Origin of the sequence: Salinibacterium sp. SWN139 (assembly GCF_015864625.1) — a bacterium.
Lineage (GTDB): Bacteria > Actinomycetota > Actinomycetes > Actinomycetales > Microbacteriaceae > Rhodoglobus.
Genome location: NZ_JADYWV010000002.1, coordinates 142,779 through 160,772, shown reverse-complemented (window position 1 = coordinate 160,772; position 17,994 = coordinate 142,779). Strand labels below are relative to the sequence as shown.

The 17,994-nt window shown below is 60.7% G+C and carries 8 protein-coding genes; all 8 read right to left on the bottom strand.

Annotation, left to right across the window (positions count from 1 at the left end; genetic code table 11):
* Window positions 1–488: 488 nt before the first annotated feature.
* Window positions 489–1,256 carry a hypothetical protein gene (locus tag I6E74_RS05860; protein WP_197123910.1) on the bottom strand — a complete coding sequence of 256 codons (768 nt, stop codon included), beginning with the start codon at window positions 1,254–1,256 and terminating at the stop codon, window positions 489–491.
* 209 nt (window positions 1,257–1,465) lie between these two features.
* On the bottom strand, window positions 1,466–2,704 hold the full coding sequence (locus tag I6E74_RS05855) for a hypothetical protein (RefSeq protein WP_197123909.1): 1,239 nt from the start codon (window positions 2,702–2,704) through the stop codon (window positions 1,466–1,468).
* Window positions 2,704–3,045 (bottom strand): hypothetical protein, encoded by a 342-nt coding sequence (locus I6E74_RS05850; protein WP_197123908.1) that lies wholly within the window; start codon window positions 3,043–3,045, stop codon window positions 2,704–2,706. The genes I6E74_RS05855 and I6E74_RS05850 overlap by 1 nt, the downstream gene beginning before the upstream one ends.
* 83 nt (window positions 3,046–3,128) lie before the next feature.
* Window positions 3,129–7,613, bottom strand: coding sequence for an FtsK/SpoIIIE domain-containing protein (locus I6E74_RS05845; protein ID WP_197123907.1), 4,485 nt, complete (start codon window positions 7,611–7,613; stop codon window positions 3,129–3,131).
* Window positions 7,610–9,907 (bottom strand): transglutaminase domain-containing protein, encoded by a 2,298-nt coding sequence (locus I6E74_RS05840; RefSeq protein ID WP_197123906.1) that lies wholly within the window; start codon window positions 9,905–9,907, stop codon window positions 7,610–7,612. The genes I6E74_RS05845 and I6E74_RS05840 overlap by 4 nt, the downstream gene beginning before the upstream one ends.
* Window positions 9,908–9,951: 44 nt before the next feature.
* The gene (locus tag I6E74_RS14715) at window positions 9,952–11,331 is read right to left on the bottom strand and encodes a DUF58 domain-containing protein (protein WP_197123905.1); all 1,380 of its coding nucleotides are present in this window, start codon (window positions 11,329–11,331) and stop codon (window positions 9,952–9,954) included.
* 18 nt (window positions 11,332–11,349) lie between these two features.
* The gene (locus I6E74_RS05830) at window positions 11,350–12,318 is read right to left on the bottom strand and encodes a MoxR family ATPase (protein WP_197123904.1); all 969 of its coding nucleotides are present in this window, start codon (window positions 12,316–12,318) and stop codon (window positions 11,350–11,352) included.
* 41 nt (window positions 12,319–12,359) lie between these two features.
* Window positions 12,360–17,960: an Ig-like domain-containing protein gene (locus I6E74_RS05825; protein ID WP_197123902.1), complete on the bottom strand. Its 5,601-nt coding sequence runs from the start codon at window positions 17,958–17,960 to the stop codon at window positions 12,360–12,362.
* Between the last annotated feature and the right edge of the window lie 34 nt (window positions 17,961–17,994).

Below are 17,994 nucleotides of genomic sequence, written 5' to 3'. Positions count from 1 at the left end.
CGCTCGAAGCGACAAGGATCCATCCCACGACAAAGCGATTCGTTGATCCGCCGAAGTGCGTAATGATTCGTTGCGCTGTGCTGGAATTACGGCATCCGCAGGTGGCCGCGTAACGAGCCCTCCAACGATGATCACGGAGATGAGAAGAAACCACAGCGCCCCTGTCCACACCGGCACACCGTCACGCGCGATTGTTTCCGCTACACAGCCGAAATCTCCCGCACATTCCGCGATGCGTTTAGCCGGCCACACTTGTGAGACGTACAAGGCTCGCGCCACGCTCCCGATGCCCACTATTGCGGCCAGAATCGACACGAAAACCAAATACTTCTTGAGAAAACGTAATTCCTTCGGAATTCGTCGTTGAGAAACCCCTCGTGCCCGAGCGTTCACCTTCTGTACCTCCGACCGCGACGAGGCAATGCACCCCGGAACGGCATGTGGAGGCCCGATGCTGCGCCAGTACCATCGCTCACGCTCCCAGCTTTTCAGCCATCATTGGTGCCATCTTTCTTTCGAGGATGCAATTCGCGTTGTTTGGCGCGCCACTCGGGGCTAAAAGCCGCTGCAGGGGAACTTGCGGTGAGAAAGAAGGACTCTTTTATATGCAAAGGAACCGTGCCGACCAATTTGCGATGCCGATAGTTTGCGACAACAGCTACCGTCGCCGCGGCAAGGGTCGCCCACAAATACTCTGGCGCATACACATCGTTTCCGCGCTGATGAACTCCCAAGGACAGCGCGGCACAGATGAAAGCAGCCACGACAGCATGCCCGCCGATCCACAGCGGACTCGTGTCAACACGGACCGTAAGCCCACGTCGCGGCTGCGCGTCCGGCATCCACCACCGAGACGGGTGCCAACACACCGCCAACGCCGCCGCAATGACAACGATCCAGGCGAACGCAATCCACACCGGCAGCACGTTTTCAGGAATGGCCGAGACGACGCAGAGCCGGTCGTCTGAGCACTGCGAGATTCGGTTCTTCGACCAGGTCGCAAGGGCAACAACTCCAGCACCCAAGGGGACGAGCACGAGAGTCAACATAAAAACAAGCGACGAGATGAACAGTGCCCAGCCCGCAACATGACCGATGCGCTGTCCCTGCGCGGTGCGCTGACCCACCAGACTCTTCTGAATACGAGCCGCGGATCCTTGGGGCCCCGGCATTCGTGCGCTCGCCACCACAACCAGCACGAGGAACAGAACCCAGAATCCTCCGAGCCACAACGGCCAGGCCTGGGACAGACTCACTCCCAAGACGCACGCTACTTCGCCTGCGCATTCGGCAAAACCCTCAGTGGGCCAGACCGAGGAGCTGCGGACCACCCCAGCCAGCAAAGCAAGCACTCCTATTGCGGTTGCGGTCCCCGCAACGGCAAGAAAAATATTGAGCCCGCGAAGGGAACCGAGCCCGTTGCGCTCTCGATTGTTTGTAGATCCTGCTGTTTTCTTCCTACCCGTCATGAAACGTCTCCGATCGCGTTCCCGAGGCGTTGCGGAATACCGAATACTTGGCCGGCTGTACCGATCAAAGTAAATACACCGGACACCTTACTCAGGTGAATAAGGCCACTTGCCGCACCGGTGGCGTTAGCCCCGGAGAGCAATTGAATATTCGCCATCGATTGAATCTTCACGACCTCGCGGAAATCTCCCCCAGCGTTTAGTAGGCGCATTCCCCAAGTGAGACCCTTGACGTGACTGACGTTCGCAATGGAATCGACATAATCCAGCGCTCGAGACTGAGTCATACCTTTTATGCCGCTTCCGGCGTAACTCGTACGGTAGGCAGTGCCCACCGTAGCCTGAGTCGATGTCATCGTTTTCGCTGCCAATTTGCCAACGACGCCTGCACCAACGAAAGTAAGCGCTGCGAAAGCAATGTTCATAATCGATTCCGCCGGCGACATCGTCCCTGCAAGACCTTGCAAGACGGCGTTGAGCGCCTGGACTCCAGCGGCAATGAGGAGAAATGTCCCCACGATCACGTTGAGGCCAGGAATGGCAATCGCGACAATCATTGCGATCGTTGCCACCCAGCCGATAATGTTCACAATCAAATCGATTGTGTCCTTATTCTCTTCAATGAACTGAACGGTGTTGTCCCAAAACGAGTCGTTCAGGCCGCTGCTCTCCTCGACGTCATGGATGGAGGATGACGCGGTAGAGGCAGCAGAATCTCGGTGCTCGATCGCGTGTTGGAGTCTCGCAATCGCAGCCTCAAGTGCACCATCGTGCGATTGGAGTTCCGCATACACTTCGGTCCGGCGCTGTTCGTAGTGCGACTCCAGCTCCGGCGATAAATCAGGCTCACGAAGCCGAGCTTCATAAAATTCAGCGTCTTCCACGGATGCGTTAGTCGCCGATCGCGCAACCACGGCAGCATCCAGAGCATCGACCGACCAGGTTTGGGCCTCGCTCAGCGGTACCGCATAAATGCTCAGCGCCGCCGCTACTCCCTCGTACCGCGTCTGAGCTTTATCGAGCCTCGCCGCAACTTCCTCGGCCTGCTCCATGATGGCAGCGACCGCCTCGCTAACGCACTCGTCCGCGCCTGCGATGCCGCGAAGGTTGGTTGCCGCATTCTCGAGGGTGGTAGCGATCGTCGAATAATCCGTCGCGGCCGAACTCACCACTGTTGGATCGCCCGGAACCGGGTCGTGATCGAAACCGACCGGTGCCCAATCAGACGGCCGCATCACACCATCCCCCGGTTGACCCGACCCGCACCGCTGCTCGCGGAACTAGGCTGCGGATCAGTAAGGGCGTTGCCCAGTTCACAGTCGGCCGACTCAAAGCCATCCGCTACCTCAATCATGTTGTTCCGAATGGTTTCGAGCTGCTCAACCAGCTCACTACGGCGGAAGTCCCAGTTGTTCACAAAACCACGCACCTTATTGGCGAGACCGGCGTGCCCGACCGCCGCGGCGACGTCATCGATGTCTCGCGCCGCACCTTCAAAAGTGTCTCGCACCCGGCTGACCTGAGAGGCAGTGGTACGAAGCAGATCGGTGTCGACAACGAGCTGGTCGGCGGCCATGATGAGGTCCCTTCATAAGCGTTACTGTGACAATACTTGAGCCGATCCCACTAAAGCGATGGGTAGTGCTCCCCATCGCGCGATCACAGCAGGGGCAACTGCACCCGAGAAACTTTGCCGCGAGCAATGAACATTCCCCGGCCAACAGGAAACTCGCTGCGGCTGCCGCGCGGAAGCGGAGTCTTGAGCAGAATGTCACCCTCGATTGAGTCGGGCTGCAACAGCAGACCCCGTCTCGCATTCTTGATTTCGGCGAACAACGGCCACGAGGCGTTCCACGACGTTGTCTCTGCCTCGGCGACGAGTAAGTGCTCACTGCGCTTCACCGCCTTGACCAATTCGACGATCGCGGCATCGGCGGGAGTCTGCAAAAAGTCAGAAATGTTCTCGATGAAGACAGAGATCTTGCCCTCCGTTTCTGGATCACTCACTGCAGCAGAAAGGTCCTTCGCGAGAGCCGCCACCTGTTCCACCGTCGTTGCCGCGCTTGTCCACTCGAGCGCTCCGGCCAACCCCGAGCGAGCGTTACCGAGATAGTAGCGCCGCGCAGTCGCGTCGTAACGAGTGACCGAGTAAGCGAGCCACTGGAGCGCATTGCTTCGCCCACTCGCGGGCGGCCCAGAGATCAGAAGCGTTCCCGCCGGCTCTAGACCGACTGCTTCCATAGCCTCATCGCTCACACCGAGGGTGACCTTGGCATCGACACGATCCGGCAGAGCCGATGCAGAGTATTCCTTGGGCAACGCTCGAATCGGATCTACAGGGGTCACTCCCGCGCGCAGCATCGACTGCGCCAACTTCTCGGCGGCTGCTGATTGCGCGGTCATCGAAACGGACCCTCCGAGAACGGCGACTTGCGTCTCTCGGCCATCGACAATCGCGCGCCCCGGAGGCGACGAGGGGCTCAAAATGTCATTCGGCGCATCAAGCATGCTGTAGCCGGTGTCATCGGCCAATCGCAGAATGACGCGACGTTGGATGCTCGCCCCCACCGACGAAGGAACGGCACCGGGGCGATCAGCAGTGAACGCCACGTGGATGCCCAACTGGCGTCCATCGCTAAGAATGTCCTTGAACACGTCGTACCAGGCCGACCGCCCACTAGCCACTTCCCAGTCCTCACGGAACGACGGGAAGCCGTCGATCAGCAATAGCACTCGCCGCTCTGCTGGTGAGTTGGCCAAAGTGCGGTAGTCGGAGATGCTCGAGGCATTTGCCGCGGCGAACCGGGGCGCTCGTGACTCTAGTTGAGCTTTCAGATAGCGGAACAGGCGAATGACGCGCTCAGGATCATCCCCGCTGATGATTGAGCCAACGTGCGGCAGCGACTCCAGCATCCGCAAACTGCCCGTGCCGAAATCGAGCCCGTAGACCTCCACGGGCCCACCACGCGGAGTGATCGCGGCGGCATTCGCCAGTGTGCGCAGCGCCGTACTCTTTCCGGAACCGCCAGTACCGTAGATGGCGATGTGACCATCGACATCCGGTAAGAAGTAGACCGGCAATTGCTCTTGTTGCGTGGGGAGGTCAGAAACGCCTATCAGCAACTCACGGTCAGTTCGTTGACGGAGCAACGATAAGTCGTAAACAGAAGAAATCTCATCGAGCCACGGCCGTCGCGGTGCCGGAATTCCCGCTGACGACGCCGCGGCGACAATCGATGACACCAACCGCTGTTGGTCAGTGGGGCCAAGGTCCCGCGATTCGTCAACGGCCTCAACTCGTGGTTCCTCCCAGGGAACATCTCCGCCGAAACGCAACTCGGCCACCTCGACGCTCGGTCGTTCGGGATCCCTCGATGTCCAGCCGCCCGCATAGCCGGACTGGAACTGCTGCAGACGCCCGGGGCCCGTCTTCGCTATGCCACGACCAGGAATAGAGGGGTCAAAGTGCGCGGCCGATTTCGTACCAATGACGTCGCTGCTGTCGGACTCATCCGCCATGCGCAACGCGACTCGAAGATTGGTGTTCGCGCGCAGATTGTCTTTGATCACACCGGCGGGGCGCTGAGTTGCCATGATGAGATGGATGCCCAACGAACGCCCGCGCTGAGCGATGTCGACGACGCCATCCACAAATTCCGGCACCTCCCCCACGAGCGCCGCGAATTCGTCGATGACCAATACCAGAGCGGGTGGGCTCTCCGGGTCACCGCGCTTCTCCAGTTCAAGAAGGTCTTTCGCTTTTTTGCGAACCAGCAGGTGTTCCCGGAAGTGGAGCTCAGCCCGCAAGCTTGTGAGGGCACGACGAACGAGATGCGGGCTCAGGTCGGTAACCAAACCAACACAGTGCGGCAGGCTGACGCAATCGGCGAACGCCGCGCCACCTTTGTAGTCGATAAAGAGGAACGACACCCGATCAGGACTGTACTCGGCAGCCATGCCCAGCACCCATGCCTGCAAAAACTCACTCTTGCCGGAACCCGTGGTTCCGCCCACCAGAGCGTGCGGACCCTGCGTACGCAAATCAAGGTGCATAGCATCAATGCCGGCGCTACCTACCGTTGCCCGCAGCTTTCCCGAGCGGCGTTTGCTCGGGCTTGCGCCGGGAGTCCGGTCGTGGATGGACTCGTTCTGGCGCCAGCGGTCGACAACAGCGTCGCTTGCCTCGACAAGCTCGTGGCCGAGTACAGTCACGAGCGAGATCGACCGCGGTAGGTCGCTGTCATCCACCACGACTGCTCCAGCATCGATCACGGGCGATAGGCGACGAGCGAACTCCAATGCCTGGTCCGCGCCAACATGCTCTACCTCAACGTCGGTTATTGCCTCTCCCAATCGCACTAAGCCCGCGGTCGCCAAGGGCGCGTCAGCGGTCACACTCATGTAGGTTCGGCAGACCGCAGGCAACTCGTCGAGCGTCGGCGCGAACCACAGGGGGAAGATGCCCGCATCAGCGCCTCGTTCCGCGAGTTGGACAAGACGCGCTCGATCCACTGCCACATCGCTGGAGATCAGGACGACGATCGCCGGGATCGGCGACTTAGTGCCTTCCTCAGCGGAATTCTCTCCAATTTCGGCACCGCGCTCGAGCGCTGCTCGACGCTGATCCATAGCTCCGCGACGGCTCGCCTTCGCATCCTTCAAACGTTGATCGACCACTGCCTCTAAGGCAGCGAGCAGCACCGCAGAACTCGACGAACTATCGGTGAGGTGGCTACCCTCAAGCGGGCTTTGTGGAGACGAGGTGTGGGGCATCCACTTTAGCCACCCCAACTCACGCGACCACTGCGGTGTCACTAAGGAAGCAACGACCAGCTCGGCCGGCGAGTGCGATGCGGTGAGTTGAACCACGAGTCCGTTGACAACGCTCGCCGTGACGGCCGGGTCGCCAGTGATACCAAGCGCCCCCGAATCGAAGAGGTTATCGACGATTGGCACCCCAGAAACTCGCTCGTTATCGGAGATCAGGACGTCGAGCCGTTCTTGGAACTCAGGCAGGAGGTCGCCGCGAGACGAAGAATCGACGACGTTTCGTGACTTCATCGTGCCGACACCCAAGCGAATATTGAGGAAGGACCAGTGCTCAGCTCGCCGCGTCCACATGAGCGGACCGCGCCGCAACGCTTGATCAAGAGTCTCCGACGTCGCCGGAGACTCTGCAAGCCGCGCCGTTCGCTCGACTACGCGCTCGGCCGCCAATTGTTCGGAGAGAGTTGCCAAGTGCGAGTCGAATTTGGCGATCGCTTTTTTCAAGCTCCGTTTGTTCTTCGACTTGTTCATGAAGTAGTTACCGATCAACATCATCGGCGACATAAGAACGAAAAGGAGCGCTGCCGGGCGGTCGAAAATCAACCACATGCTCACACCGAGCAACACCGGCGCCACCATGGCTAACCACGGGAAGGTGCTGTCTTCTTTCTCGGCAGGCACTTCGGGAGCAGTGAAAGTGCGGCCCGGGTACCGCGTCTCGACTCGCGGCGAACGGTTGAACATGACCGGCCCCGGTCGCTGCACAAGCCCGCGCGACGCAACAGATTCCACCACGTCAATGCGCAGTTCCGAATCTCCTACCAGGATGCTCTCCGACTGCGTGACGAGCAACCGTGGCACCAGCCCACCATCAACGACCACGCCGTTGGCTGATCCAAGGTCAACCACCTCAACGACATCAGATACTTCTAGCCGCACGTGACGCTTCGAAACTAACGGGTCACTGAGAACTACGTCGCACGAAGAATCCCGGCCAAGAATCACAGACCCCTCGCGGAGCGGAAACTCTCTACCGACGTCTGGCCCGCTAACGACCCGAATGATTCCTACTTGCGGGGAATCTCCCGCCCCCTTCGCCGAGAAGTACACTCCGGCATCAGAGAGCTCAACTTTCGCCCCGGAACCGACCCATGCCTCGCCGATAGCAGCGTCGGGGTGCAAGACGAGCCACTCGTCGTGGCCGGGTAATGCCGCGCGAAGCGTAAGCGGGCGATCGTCGGCTGCTACCCCGGCCCGAAGAGGGTCAACGCGCGCAATCGTTGTTGCGATATCCGCCACGGTAGCGGCGGCGTCGGTTGTCACGACGATGTCGTCGTCGAGGTGCGACGCCCGCTTGAGAGTGAGTTTCAGTTTCATGAGTCTTCTCTCTTCGATGAGATTTTTGCGGCCCAGTCGCGGGCTGAGCGGATGCGGTAGCGGCTCACGAACTGGCGTCGCTTTGTGAGGCCGGTGCGGCCGGCTTCGATCGCCGCCGCAGTAGCGTTCCACACTTCGTCACTGCGTTCTGGGGAGATCTCTTGCCCAGAGAACACTGCGTCGTCGGTCGTGACAGCGATCGTGCGCAGCGCGGGAGTGCCCTCACCCACTTGCGCGTCGAGCTGAACGGCGACCATGACGCGTGTCGCTCTCGATGGAACGCTGTAGCCGAGTTCGGAGTACTGGTCGACAAGCTCTTCCCAGGCGCCCGCAACCTGATCGTGGGCCGCGGCGGCCGCGCGGCGGCGCCGAGCACGACGGGCTTTGTGGAGCCCGATGATCAGCAGCGGCACGAGCAGCAGGAGCGCGGGAATGAGAAGGCTGAGGCCGAGCACGTAAACCCAGCCCGGAATGGAGAACGCCAGTCCGTCGTCTTCTTCGTCGCTCTCTTCGAGCTCGACCGGCGTGAGCAAATCTTCAGCATCGGCTTCGGCCCGCGGAGGTTGACGCACTTGCGGTTGCGGTTCGCTCTGAGGCTTCGGCGTCTGGTCTTGAGGGATGTCCGTCTCATCCGGGGTCGGATCGAAAGCAACCCACCCCACATCATCGAACGCGACCTCAACCCAGGCCGTGACGTCATCACCCGTCACCTCGACAGCCTGGCCGTCGACGATCTCGGGCGCGAACCCCATAACGACGCGTGCGGGGTAGCCGAAACTGCGCGCCATCAGCGCGAACGCTGAAGCGTATTGCTCCTGGTCTCCGACCATCTGGTTGCTTTCAAGGAGGTCGGTGATGCGGTCAGCACCGTGCCCCGCTCGAGAGGCAACGGTGTCGGATGCTCGACCGTGGCTCAGGAAGCCCGTCGTCGTGAGCGCCAGCCGCATAGCTTCAAGTTGGGCCGCCGGCGTAGTGGCACTCGCGGCATACTCCTGAGCCTTGGCCGTGACGACGTCAGGGCTCGCCGTGACTGGAGGGAGCTCAACCGCGGCGACCGGAACGTCAGAGAGATCCTCAGCAGAAAGCACCTGTTGCACGGTCGCGTCGATAGTGTACGAATCGCCCTCCCTGAGGCCAGCGGTGAGCACCGCGGTTCCCGTGGATGCGTTGTAGCGCAGGCTGTCCTTCGCATCGAGCGCAGCGCCGTCGGTGAAGACCAAATCAGTCGGGTAGCCGATGCTCGGCATCCAGACGTCCGCGTACTCCCCAATGGTGAAAGTCACGTCGTTGCGGGCCTCGGGCGTGACGAAACTCTGCTCGGGCAGAGCGCGGCCGACCAGGCTGAACGTGCCAGAGCCTTCAGCACTAGATTCGGCCCCGGTCACGTTCCAGAGCTTGCCAGTGAAGGAGTCGAGCGTTGCGAGGCGCACCGTGTCGCCCGCTTTCAGCCCCGAGACGGTGAAGAGCACGTCATCCGTGACTTGCTTCGTGTAGTGACGGAAACCGGCCAAAGGACTCGGGTACTGCAGCGGATCAAAAGGCGGCTCGATTTCATCCCGCAATACGAACCGTTGGTCTTGCGCGGGCGCAAACCACCAGCCGGCTCCCCCGCCGAGTAGAACGGCTGCTGTCAGCACGACCGCCGTGCCCGCGATTTTGCGCGAGCGAATCCGCTGCGATCCGGCCTGAGCAACGTTGTCGCTCGAGCGGCGCCATCCCAACCATATGAGCGCCAGCACAGCGAAGCCGATGCCACGAACACCAGCCTGGTACGGGTCGTCGGTACCGATCAGGATGCTCGCGAGATAAATCACCAAAGGCCCCAGCAGCACGACGCCGTAGCGCCAGGCCGAGCGTGATGTGCTCGGTAACCAGCGTGCCGCCAGCGAGGTTGACACCAGCGCAACCACCCACGTTGCGAAGTACGGCACCACCGTGATGTGCTGCGGCGCTTCGATCGGAGTTTGCAGCGTGACGATATCTGCCCAGCCATAGACCGTGCCGATCGCAATCGTCGACAACGCCTGAAGACTCGGGAGCACAAAGAAGAGGGCCTGCTGGGGCACCGCAATGGCAGCGCCACACAGAAAGTACGCCACGACGGCAACCGTAACCGTGGTGACCACATTGAGTCGGAAAATACTTGCAACGATTGCGGTCGTCGCGCCAAGCACTAGCCCGCCGATCGCCGGCAACAGAAAGCTGTACCCGCCAAACGATGGCTCGAAACCTACGAGCCCAATAGCGGTGAGCGCCAGCACGATGCCACTATCAGCCCAGGTTCGTGCGCTCACCGGACGACGCCGTGGCTGTTGCTGTGGACGCTGCTGTTGTGTACTCAACCGCCCAACCCCCGAACGAGTCGCGACAGATCATTGAGATCGCCAATGGTGATGACCGTCAGACCGGCCACCGCTGAAATTTTCGGATCAGCGCCGTCGACAACATGGAATGCCACTTGGCTGGTGTCCTGACCAAACAGAGATTGAATGCTGCGGAAATCGGCGGTGCTCATCTGTGATCCCGCCACAATCATGACCACGCTCGGGGCTGGCAAACGTCGCGTCTGCCCACGAGCGAAGCTCCGCATGGTCTCGGAACGGTCCACATTCGGCTCAATACGACACGAGGCATCCAACATTGACGTTACGGTCTGGGTTTTCCACAACCCTGTCTCGCTGACCACATTCATTTGAGTGCCGTCGCGAATCACTTGAGCTGCAATGGATGCCGTCACCGAGACTGCCAGCTCGAACTCTGCCTCAGACGCATAGAGCTCGCTGCGAGACGAATGGATGATCGTGAGCTGTGAACGCCGAGTCTCCTGAAACTGACGCACCATCAGTTGCCCAATGCGCGCCGACGTACGCCAGTGAACATAGCGGCGGTCGTCGCCCGGAACATAGGGCCGAAGAGCATGAAAAGCGATGTCGTTATTGGTGATCTTGTTCGACACTTGACCTTCGAGGTCGCGCACCAGACCCGCCGCTGACGGAACAAGGCGGACCGTGCGCGGATGCACGAACAGGTCGACGGCATCCGCCCATTTGAGAGCCCGACGCAGCAGCCCCAGCTGATCGCCCCGCACGGACTCTGCCGGGCCGGCGACGATCACTGCTCGTTTAGCCGTGGGCACCGCGAATAATTCTTCGTGCTCGGCTTGCGGCTTCATCGCGGGAAGCTGAAACTCTGCGACACCTTTACCGACGGGAAGCTCCATGCGGGTGGGAGGCAGAGGTCGTGCACCAACATTAGTGACGACCATGCGCCCCAGCGCTCGATCGCCAACGACTACGCGGCGAGGGTTGAGTTCGACGACCACGCCGTACGATGCTCGCCCGAACAAGAACGCAACGCTCACGACCACTGCTGCGAACAACACAGCAGCGAGGAAGGTGAACTCTTGCCAGCCAAAACCGATACTGAGGAGCAAAGCAGCCGTCGCGAGAATCAGGACCAACCAACCGAGTGGCGTCACCACACCGAGCACGGGCGCGAGAGCCCGAACGACTGCCCGAATAACGGGCGAGAGCACCGCGGCGGCACCCCGCAACACTCGGCGAATCGACTCGCTCGCGCGCGTCACGAAGCCCGGCGTCGCGGCCGTGGCTCGGGCTGGTTCACGCTCCGTCGCCCGCGAGCCCGCTGCCCGGGCGCGCTCAGCGTCGGCACGGGCATCGGCACGGGCGTCGGAGCTCACAGCAGAGTCGGTAGTCACAGGAAGAGAGTGCCGTGCTTAGGAAGCGCGGTAGGCGGGCGGTTCGATGTCGACCAGAATGCGGTTGATCACGTCTTCGGCCAGCACCCCGGAGAACTCCGATTCTGGGTCGAGGATGACACGGTGAGCGAGAACAGGAACGGCAAGATCACGCACGTCATCCGGGGTTGCGTAGGTGCGGCCCTGGGTGATTGCCCAGGTCTTGATCGCGCGAGCGAGGGCCATTGCCCCACGCATGCTCACGCCGAGCACGACGTCACGGTCTGTGCGAGTGCCTTCGACGATGCTGTTCAGGTACTTCATCACTGACTCATCGACGAACACCTCCGCGGCCAGCGCTGCCATGGCGACGATCGATTCTGGCTTGATGATGGGTGACACCAGCGAAGCTCGAGCCCGAGTGCCGGAGTCCATGAGCAGCGACACCGCGGTGGCGCTGTCGGGGTAACCCAGCGTCGTTTTGATGAGGAAGCGGTCGAGCTGGGCTTCGGGAAGCTTGTACGTTCCGGCTTGCTCCACGGGGTTCTGGGTCGCGATGACGAGGAACGGCGCCCCCACGGGGTGCCCTTCACCATCGATCGTGACGACGCCCTCTTCCATCACTTCGAGCAGCGCGCTCTGAGTCTTGGGGCTCGCGCGGTTGATCTCATCCGCCAGAACAATCGAGGCGAATATCGGCCCGTGGTGAAACTCGAACTTGCCCTTCGACTGGTCGAAAATCTGCACACCCGTGACGTCCGAAGGCAGGAGGTCAGGAGTGAACTGGATGCGCGACGTGGTGCCGTCGAGCGTGTTCGCCAGTGCCTTTGCCAGAACAGTCTTGCCCGTTCCCGGGTAGTCCTCAAGCAGAACGTGGCCGTCAGAAATCAGCGCTGTCAGCACGAGACGAATCACGTGATCTTTGCCGACAATGGCCTTGTCGACGTTGCTAATCAGTTTCTGAAACGCGTTAGCGAACCAGGTCGCTTGCTCTTGTGTAACGGGCATTCTGAAGTGTCCTTTGTGCTTACTGGTGATTTCGGGCTGCGCTAGCAGGCGGGCAGATCTTGAATTGACACGTGGGGCCCATCGGAGCCGTCAAAGCGTTCCCACACCTTGTACAGACCATCGATGTTTCCGCGCAGGCCATTCCAAACCTTCCACGATGCGGTGATCTGGGTACCGCTTGCGCCAGATCGGGTGTAGGTGTTGCCGCTGTAGCTACCTTCTTCGTCGCGTGCCTCCATGGTGTGCGAGCCAGTACCCTGGCCGCTCCACTTGACCCCCAAGAGGTAGTCATCGGTTCGTGAAGTAGCCGGATACGGTGCCAGGCAGAGGTGCGACACAGCCGGCGGCGGCGGCGTCACGATCGGGCCAGCGTCTCCGGACCCGGCGGCGCCGGTTCCTGCGTTGTTGTAAGCCTCGACGGTGAGCGTGTACTTCGTGGCTGCTGGCAGCCCCGAAGTCGTCGCGCTCGTGGAGGCAGTGACGCCGGTCGTTCCGTTGCTGAGCGTCCAGCGGTAACGGAGATTGTCCGTCACTGCTGCACCACCGGTGCTCGCACTCCAACTCCACGCGATCGTGCCGGCAGTAGTGCTCTTCGTCACGTTGCCCGTGATGCCTGCCACCCGGGCCGGCACGGTCTGATTCTGAATTTGAGCGCCATTCGAGGTGCCGTCGGGTCCGCGCTTGCCGCCAGAGTTCTGGGCGTACACCGTAAAGGTGTAGTTTCCCGCGCCCAGATTGGCGGTTGTTGTTGCGGACGTTCCCGCCGTGTTTCCTGACTGGCCATTGCTTGCTGACCAGTAATACGTCGTGGTACCTCCGGTGCCACCGACGGCAGGCCAGGTCGCGGATACTTGACCATTCGGCGCCCAGCTACTCGCCACCGTCGCTGTTACCGTTGGAGCGGCAGGGGTGCCGTACGGAGTAATCTGATCACTCGTCGACGACCACTCGCCTGCACCGTGCTCGTTGATCGCCCGCACACCAAAGGTGTAGGGCGTTCCGTTCTGGAGGCCAGTGATCGTGCAGGGCGCTCCAGCGGTGCAGTCTGTCGGCACAGGAGAAACAGCCGGTGTGGTGCGCACTTCATAGCTTGTAATGGGCTTGCCGTTCGTGGCCGGTGCGACGAACCTCCAGGTTGCGGACTTGTCGCCGCCGATGGCGGAGCCGGCATCCTGCGTTGGCTTCTGCACCCGGTCGGGAATGTCGCTGACCACCAGAGTGATGGTTCCGTTGACCTGTCGATCCGCATCTTCCGTCGCATCTGCGATCGTGTACACGACTTCAATGACGCCACTCTTCAGAGCTGCATCGGGGCGAATAGTCACCGTAGTGCCCGTGAAGGTCACATCGGCCGGTTCGCCCGTGTTCTGCACCTTAGCGTCGACAATCTCCAACGCTTCACCCGTGGTCTGATACGGGTTCGAGTCGTTCGTCAGCGGGTTGACGGTGACCGCTCCATCGCCTCGTTGTGTTTCAACAGCATCCGACACTGCTACGGCCAAAGGACGGGTCGATCCGACGACGGTCACATTGATCGTGCCGGGAACCTCGAATTTATCCCACCGGAGGGTGACGCCTAGCGTGATCGTTGTGCCCTTGGGAGTGTTGCGTGGCACATTCAAGCTCAGCTGAGAACCGCTGAGGTTTGCCTCAAGGCCATCGCTGGCGCCGGTGATGTTCGAGTAGCTGACCTGGCCAAGAATGGTCGGGTTTGGATGCGCGGTTGAACTCCGCAGGTCGATAACCGTCGTCTCCCCCACTTCAACTTGGGTGTTGGGAGTCGTGAACTCTGGCGGCGTGTCCTTGAAGTCAGGGTCGCCGACAACGATGTTCATCCGCAGTCCGGCCGAGTTGCCGGCGGGATCATTCTTAGAGGCACCATCAGTGACAGTGAAGCTGACGGATGCCGGCCCACGGTAGTCCAACGCTGGCGTGAACGTGATGGTGTCTTTGTCTACGAAGTTGGGCGAGCCATCACCCTGAACTGCGCTCACCGAAGTCGCTTCGGGAATCCACGCGTCACGCCCCGACGGCACGTCGAGAATGTCGGAGAGTTTCCACTCACGCGTCTCGTTCATCCCCACATATTGGGTGGGCAAGTCAGGATCAATTGCTGGCGGCTCGTCGAAGTCTTCGTCGACGGCAGCGGGCACAAGGATGAAGGCTCGGGCACTTAGCCCGTCGATCTCATTCGTGACGCTGTAGGTGATTGCCTGACGCGTCGCCCCGGGGGTGACTTCGATCTGGCCGTTAACCTCGTTGAGCACGCCCGACTTAGCGTTAGGCCCTTCGAGAGCAATCACAAGATCTTCGGTTCGGCCCGCAGGGTTGAACGCGTAGCCGTCGAACAAATCGACCGAGATCGACTTCTTGCCAGCAATGTCTTTCTTGAGCACGCTGAGGTCCTCAGCCGAGGGTGGCAAGATCGGGGCATCCGGCGTCACTTGAACGAGCACGTAGCTCACCGCTGATCCACCTCTGTTGTTCTCTAGGCGATAGCGCAATGAGAATGACTGTTCGGTGTCGGGGGCTTCGATCACCAAGAACTGGCCCCGAACTACCTCGGCAGACACTCCATCAGGCACGTCGATGAGCTCTGGCGAGACGGAGATGGGGGCGCCCTGAGGATCCGAGTCGTTTTCCATCAGGTCTAGCTGTGCCGTGCGGCCGGGGCGAATCGCGACGCTGTCGGGAACGGCGATGGGATCACGCAGCTCGTCAGGTTCTGGAATGACCGCAATTTTGACGTCACCGACTCCCGTCGCCCCGAATGCATCGACTACCTCGTAGCTGAACGAGTCAGTACCGGATGTTGCAGTCGAGGATTCGTAAATGAAGTAGTCAGTGCCGAACTCCGTCACCGCTCCCAGCGTGGGGTTTGTCGGGAATCGGAGCAACTGCGTTGAGTCACCATCGGGGTCGACGGTGCTCAGCGGAATCTCGACCTTGATCTCGCCCCCAGCAAGAACTCGCGCGATAAGAGCAATAGGGGTCGGGTCTTGGTTGGCGTCAACGTCGATCGGTGTCACCGTGAAGGTAGCGGTCGCCGCAGCAGTCTCACCGAAGGGGTCAATAACGCGGTAGTCGACGGTGTACGCACCGGGAGCTGTCGGTGCTTGGAAGCGCAGCTTGTCGCGGCTGACAAAAGCAACGCCAGCCACAGGCTGAGTTACGAGTTCTGGGGCAAGAGACATTGGGCTGTCGTCGGGATGGAAGTCATTGTTGAGCACATCAAGAGTGATGATGTCTCCAGCACGGACCTTGGCGGAGTCATCCAGAGCGACGGGCGGCTGGTGCTTGGTCAACGCTGGCACCGGCACCACCGTGACGCCGGCCGTAGCGGTGTTCACGCCATCTGAAATTGTGTAGGTGAAATTGACTTGGCTCGTGAGCGCAGCTGGCGAGGTAACTCGGATGAGCGTGCTTTCTAGCAACTCAACAACGAGGCCTTTCGCGACGAGAGCGGGATCAACGTCGATCGATTGCACCGCGAGAATATTGCCGCTGGGGCTGACATCGTTGGACAGCGCCGACACTGTCGTTGGCTCATCCCCACGGAGATACGCCGTGTCCTTCACCGCGACGGGGGGAAGCTGCGCGGATGCGGGCTTGGGAAGGACGTCAATGCGCACAATCCCGACGCTCGTGTTCGCGCCGGCGCTCAAGGTGTAGGTCAAGTAAAAGACCCCGGCCGATGACGAGCTAAAGGTGATCTCGCCGCGATCGCTGTCGAAGGAAGCCACGGCGCCGTTGTCTGCCTCGTCCATCGCGATCAGAGTGAGCTGTGCTCCTGACGGCGAGAGATCGTTAAGCAGCGGTTCGATAACCACGGTCTCTGATTCGAACGCCGAAGCAAAGTCGGGAGTACCAACGGGATTGAGGGTTCCGGCGGGCTCCACGGTCACGACTAGTTCGCCTTGAGCTGGAGTATCGCTGCCGTCAGACACCAAGAAGGTCACGACCTTCTCGCCGAGTTCTGAGGTCTGGTGTGTGAACGTTACGAAGCCATCGGGCGTGAACCTCACGAGGTCACCGGACTTCGGAGAAGCCGCGATCAAGTAGAGATCGTCACCGTCGGGGTCTTTCCAATCCGCGAGCACGTTATAGCTCACGGTCTGGTTCGCTTCAACGCTGATACCGGTTTCGCGAACACTGACGGGGAGTTCGTTGCGCCCCTCGGGAACAACTGTCGCCGAGACCCGGGCCTGGTCAGTTCCCCCGCGACCATCGTCGATCGTGTAGTTGAAAGCGATGCCACCAACGAAGTCGGGAACCGGCGTGAATTGGAGCGCACGGCCACCGTCGATCAGGTCGAGTCGTCCCGTCGACTCTGCGATTCGGTCATAGTCCGAGATTACAAGCACATCGCCATCAGCGTCAGTGTCGTTGTCGAGCACGCTGAATACGGTGGTGCGGCCCGGGCGAACGCCGAAATCATCATCGGCCGCTACCGGATCTCGGTTGGAGTCGGTTCGCTCAGCAAGAGTGTCTTCGAATGACTGAATCGATGACTTCTCGTCGCCCTCTTCTTCTGACTCCTGGTCTTCTGGAGGAGTCACGTCCTCCCAGTTTTCGACGAGACGCATGTTCTCGTCGATGAGCCAAACATTGCCGTTTGAAAGGTTGTTGAGTGCTATCACTGAGCGATTCACCCGGAATTCTAGTTCGCTTCCTTGCGTCGGCTCGGCAATATCGTACGTCTGTGCGTCGCCGCCGGTGCAGGCCAGGACGTACCGTTGCGCAGAAGCCCACGCCCCATGCGCGCACCCATCAAGCGCGACGGGAGCAGAGACACCATCCGCCTGCGCCGGGGTTGCCATGTCGGCGGGAATGTCGCTGAGAGCACCGTTGCCGAGCTCGAGCCTTTGGAGCGAGTCGCCGGTTGCAACCAGCGCAAATTCCGATTCGGTGCTCGATTGCTGAAGACGGATGCCCTGCTTCTCAAGCGGATAGCTGCGCCCCGATTCCAGAATCAGTTCGTTCGTTGACTGATCGAACACGACCGCGGAATCGCCAGCCGCCGCTATCTGAAACTCCCCCACCGCTGGGAATTCTGACTTCACGGGTTCGTCGGCAATCGTCTCGACGCGATAGATCGCCTTCTTCTCTGGCGAGACAGCAATGACGACGCCTTCGGCCGTGACCGTCGCGCGGCCGCCATCGCCAAGCTCGATCAGAGCGGGGTCTGAAACATAGTTGAACTGCAGGTCGCCGACGGCGGGCACAATCCACAGCTCACCCTTGGGCGAAACGATAGCCAAGTTCGAGCCGCCGAAAGAGATGTCGGCGTCGCTGGGGACGTCAATGGCCGAGGTTACTTCTGTCGTTGCGGGATCAACCGATTCAATGCGGTTGGCGACGGGGTCACTCATGAAGAGAGCGTCGCCATCCTGGAGCACATCGAATTGTGCGCTCGAGGCGATAACTGACCCGTTGAGTTCGTCGATCTGGCGATTAAGCCGACCGCCGAGCAGTTGTTCGCCGTTGGTCACCCAGACATCGCTGGCGGTGAGGTCGACATCGGAAACGGGAAACCCTGGGTGCAATGCAGCGAATGTCAGAGGCACACCGACAACGAGCGAGACTACGACCGCTGAGGCGATTGTCTTACGCTGGCGCGTAGTACCGATAGACAGCTTCACGTTGCACTACTCCCGAACTCGGCACAGCTTGCGT